The sequence below is a fragment of the Streptomyces fuscigenes genome (genome assembly GCF_021556455.1).
In the GTDB taxonomy this organism is placed as follows: domain Bacteria; phylum Actinomycetota; class Actinomycetes; order Streptomycetales; family Streptomycetaceae; genus Streptomyces; species Streptomyces fuscigenes.
The window spans coordinates 1-4528 of the sequence record NZ_JAKGCV010000439.1 but is presented as its reverse complement, the minus strand read 5'-3'; the positions used below and the strand labels follow the sequence as shown (position 1 = coordinate 4528).

General features: G+C 70.8%; 4 protein-coding genes. 3 read left to right on the top strand and 1 reads right to left on the bottom strand.

Features of this window, described 5'->3' with window-relative positions:
• Nucleotides 1–650 precede the first annotated feature (650 nt).
• The 3 genes from L1885_RS24170 to L1885_RS24160 all read left to right on the top strand — a co-directional run bounded on the left by L1885_RS24170 (nucleotide 651) and on the right by L1885_RS24160 (nucleotide 4142).
• Nucleotides 651–1508: a helix-turn-helix domain-containing protein gene (locus tag L1885_RS24170; RefSeq protein WP_235799281.1), complete on the top strand. Its 858-nt coding sequence runs from the start codon at nucleotides 651–653 to the stop codon at nucleotides 1506–1508.
• Nucleotides 1509–1704: 196 nt separating this feature from the next.
• Nucleotides 1705–1914 carry a DUF397 domain-containing protein gene (locus L1885_RS24165; protein WP_235799280.1) on the top strand — a complete coding sequence of 70 codons (210 nt, stop codon included), beginning with the start codon at nucleotides 1705–1707 and terminating at the stop codon, nucleotides 1912–1914.
• Between the two features lie 614 nt (nucleotides 1915–2528).
• The gene (locus tag L1885_RS24160) at nucleotides 2529–4142 is read left to right on the top strand and encodes a sodium:solute symporter family protein (RefSeq protein WP_235799279.1); all 1614 of its coding nucleotides are present in this window, start codon (nucleotides 2529–2531) and stop codon (nucleotides 4140–4142) included.
• Between the two features lie 110 nt (nucleotides 4143–4252).
• Here L1885_RS24160 and L1885_RS24155 read toward each other — a convergent pair.
• The coding region (locus L1885_RS24155; RefSeq protein WP_505016789.1) for an ADP-ribosylglycohydrolase family protein at nucleotides 4253–4528 on the bottom strand (276 nt) is incomplete at its 5' end.

Genomic DNA, 4528 nt, shown 5'->3' with positions numbered 1-4528 from the left:
GAGTTGCCGCTGAACGCGGAGATCAGGGTGTGGCCCTCGGCATGCCCGTACGGGCGGCGCCGGACGGAGCCGACAGCGCGACGCCGGTCGCCTGTGACGCCACGCGCCACCGGGCCGCGCGCGCCTTCGGAAGGCTCCGGCCGGCCCGCAGGGCCGCCGCGCGGGCCGTCCTCACGGGACGTGGGCCAGACCCGCCCCTACGGCGGAAACCCGTGCCCGAACGGGCCCCCGCCGGGTCGTTCGGGCCTTCGTACGGGCGCGGGCGCGGACCTGGCGCGGGCTCCACGGCACGGCGTCCCGAGGGGCGCCGCACCATCGCGCGCCGAGGGGTGGCCGTGCCACCGGTGCGGATCCGCGACGGGCGCCCGGCCGGTGCGTGGGACCGCTTGGTCCGTCCGGCTCCCGAGTCCGGCGGGCCGGCCCTCGGTGCCGCCACTCGCCCCCGGCGTGCGCCCGCCCCTGCGCCGGGGCACGCGCCGACGAGCCCCGCGCATGCCACCGGACGACCCTGTATCCCCGTTTTCCAGCGGCGCCCCGTCTATCGATGGCAGTCTGCTGAGCAGTAGATACGTACAGCTACCCCAGCGTGGCGGCCGCTCGAAGCGGCCGCCGGCCGCTGTGTCGGCCCATCCACCGGAGGTGCAGTCCCCGTGGCGTCCAACGTCAACCCCACCGTAAGGCGACGCCGATTGGGCCAGGAGTTGCGCCGGCTGCGCGAGCAACGGGGCATGACGGCCGAGGAGGTCGCGGAGCGCCTGCTCGTCTCCCAGTCCAAGATCAGCCGGTTGGAGAACGGGCGGCGATCGATCAGCCAGCGCGACGTGCGCGACCTGTGCGGCGTGTACGAGGTCGAGGACCGGCGCATCGTCGATTCGCTGATGCAGATGGCGAAGGATTCGCGCCAGCAAGGATGGTGGCACGCGTTCGGGGACATCCCGTACAGCGTCTACATCGGTCTGGAGACGGACGCCGCCTCCCTGCGCGTCTACGAGCCGCAGGTGGTCCCGGGGCTGCTGCAGACCCGGGACTACGCGGAGTCGCTCGTCGCCGGGGCGCTGCCGGAGTACGCGAAGGCGGACGTCGACAAGCGGGTCGGGGTGCGGATGCGGCGGCAGGACCGGATCAGGGACACCGAGGGGCCGCTGCGGCTGTGGGCGGTCGTGGACGAGGCGGCGCTGCGCCGGGTGGTCGGCGGGCGGCCGATGATGCGGGAGCAGCTGGAGCACCTCATCGAGCAGTCCCACCTGCCCCATGTGACCGTGCAGGTACTGCCGTTCGACATGGGCGCGCACCCGGGCATCAGCGGGCACTACGCGATCCTGGAGTTCCCGGACGCGTCCGACTCGAGCGTGGTCTACATCGAGGGCGTGACGAGCGACCTCTACCTGGAGAAGGCCAACGACGTGCAGCGCTACAGCGTCATGTACGAGCACCTGCGCGCCCAGGCCCTCAACGTCGACCAGACGCGGGACTTCATCTCCGCGATCGCGAAGGAGTACGCCAAGTAGCGCTCGACACACGGGATTTGATCATGAATGCCGGGAGGATACACCTACCGACCCCATGATCGGACCATCCCTCTGGCATATCCCACCCGAACGAGTGAAGGGCCGCCCCGCTTACCAGGTCAGGCGAGTAGCGTCGATCTTGCCAGCAGAAAGTTGGCGTGTTTTCACACCACTTGCCGAACCGGAGTGAAGAAGCATGGCAATCCTTCAGGGCGCCACGGACACGTGGACCAAGTCTTCCTACTCGGGCGGAAACGGCGCGTGCGTCGAGGTCAGGTCCCCCGAGGTCCTGTCGGTCGACGTGCGGGACTCGAAGGCCCCCGAGGGCCCCTCGATCGCCTTCTCCCCCACCACGTGGACCTCGTTCGTGACGGAGATGAACGGTGGCGGCCTCGACGCCGCCTGACCCCCCGCACACACTGACAGAGCCCTCTCGACCGGTTCCCGCCGTCCTGGCCGAGGGGGCTCGGCCGCGCCCGCGACACGGCCCCGCCGGGGCGACCGCCGGACGGGCGCGAGCGTACGCGCGAGCCCGCTCCCGGGCAGGGCGCACCGGGATCAGCTCCGGGACGCATCCCGGCCCACGGGCACGCACCCGGCGAAAGCACATGTGCCCGCCCGCGCGCGCCCGTTCGTACCGCGCCGGCGGCGCGGCCCCTGAACCTCCCCCTCCTCGGCCGACCGGGACCCGCATCCCGCTCGGCCGTTTCCGTACCCGCACTTGTTGCGTGGCATGAGCCCGACAGAGAGCTCACCCATGGTGTGGCGCCGGTCACGCGCGGGACAACTCTTTACCAGGTCAAGGGATAGTAAAATCGTTCGGTTTCCTGACCCAGGTTCACATCCCTGACCGGGAAGACCCTTGACCGACCCCGGCGGCGAACGGTTCAATCCCCCGAAGTCCCCCTTCCCGCAGGGGTGCAGGGCCGTACCGCCCGATCGGCCACCGCGTGCCGATACGCGCCGAGCATCCGGCAGAGAGCACTGGACGTTCACAAGGCGGACCCCTGGAGGGGGCATATGAACAGCCTCGACTGGGTCGTGCTCATCGCATATTTCGCTGTGATGATCGCGATCGGTGTGTGGTCGCACAAACGCGTCGGCAATGTCAGCGACTTCTTCACGGCCGGCGGCCGGATGCCGTGGTGGCTCTCCGGCATCTCGCACCACATGTCCGGCTACAGCGCGGTGATGTTCACCGGCTACGCGGGCATCGCCTACACCTACGGCGTCACGTCGTTCTGGACGTGGTCCCTGCCGATCGCCGTGGGAGTCGCGATCGGCATCAAGCTGTTCGCCCCCCGGCTCAACCGGCTGCGGGGACGGCTCCACGTGGCCTCGCCGCTGGAGTACCTCAAGGACCGCTACGACGTGAAGACGCAGCAGATGCTCGCCTGGTCGGGCCTGCTGCTGAAGATCGTGGACGTCGCCTCGAAGTGGGCCGCGATCGCCACGCTGCTCTCGGTGTTCACGGGTCTCACCCTGACCCAGGGCATCATGATCACCGGTGCGATCACCGCCCTGTACTGCACGGTCGGCGGGCTGTGGGCCGACGCGCTGACCGAACTGGGCCAGTTCATCATCCAGTTCGTCGCGGGCATCACGATGCTGGTGGCCGTCATGGCGAAGCTCGGCGGGTTCAGCACCCTGTGGACGGTCTGGGACAAGCTGCCCTCCGGACACGGCAGCCCCACGGCCGGCCCGTACACCGGGATCTTCCTGGTGGCGTTCCTGTTCATCAAGACCTTCGAGTACAACGGCGGCATGTGGAACCAGGCGCAGCGCTACATGGCGACGCGTTCCCCGCGGGAGGCGAGCCGCTCGGCGACGCTGTCCGCGAGCCTGTGGCTGATCTGGCCGCTGGTGCTGTTCTTCCCGATGTGGTGCTCGCCGCTGCTGGTGCACGCCGTGAAGCCCGACGCGTCCGACTCGTACGCGCTGATGACCGAACAGCTCATCCCGCACGGCCTGCTGGGCCTGATCGTCGTCGGCTTCTTCTCCCACACCATGGCGATGGCGTCCGGCGACGCGAACGCGATCTCGGCGGTCTTCACCCGCGACCTCGCGCCGGTGCTGTCGAAGGCCGCCCGCACGTGGTCGACGCGCACCGGCCTGATCGCGGCACGCTGGTCCACGATCGCGTTCCTCGGGCTGTCCATGGCGGTGGCGACGCAGGTCAACTCGCCGACGTTCAAGGACATCATCACCGTCGTGATCAAGTGGGTCGCCGGCCTGATGGGGCCCATCGCGATCCCGTTCATGCTCGGCATGCTGCGGCCGTTCCGCCGCTCCGGCCCGTTCGCCGCGATCACCAGCTGGGCGGCGGGGCTGATCGCCTTCTGGCTGGTCAACTACCCCATCAACTGGGCCGTCGAGGGCGGTGTGGGCCTGGAGTACCAGGTGTCCGTGCCGTGCGCGATCTCCCTGGTCCTCTACATCGGCCTCGGCTTCCTCAAGCCGCAGGAGAAGCCGGGCCTGAGCGATCTGCTCGCGAAGATCAACGAGGACGGTCCCGGCCCGGACGCCGAGGGCGCCGCGGCGGTGCCGCCGCAGCCGGCCAAGGGCGCGGACGCCGGTGCCGGTGCCAGTACGGGCGCGGGCGGCAGCGACTCGGAGCCCGGGCCGCGGGTCTGAGCCCGAACCGCGGGTCCGAGCCGCGGGTCCGGGCCGCGTACGGTCCGGAGCCGGGTGACCGGGGGCGGCCCCGGCCCCTTCCCGTGGTCGCCGCGGGCATCCGCCGGGTGTCAGGGGCACGGGTAGCGGCGCAGCCACGCCTCCTCGCGGGTGCCGCCGCCGTGCAGGGCCTGGGACTGGGTCAGCTCCATGGCGAAGTCGTCGGCGAGCTCCAGGATCGTGCCGCGGCCCTCCAGTTCGGCGAGCCACAGCGGGGGCAGCGCCGTCTCCCCGTGCCAGGCGCCGAGCAGCGCGCCGCACAGCGGGGCGGCCGCGCGGGCCGTGGGCCCGGCCGTCGCGAGGGAGAGGCCGTGCCGCACGTCCTCGGCGACGAGCGCGCAGTACAC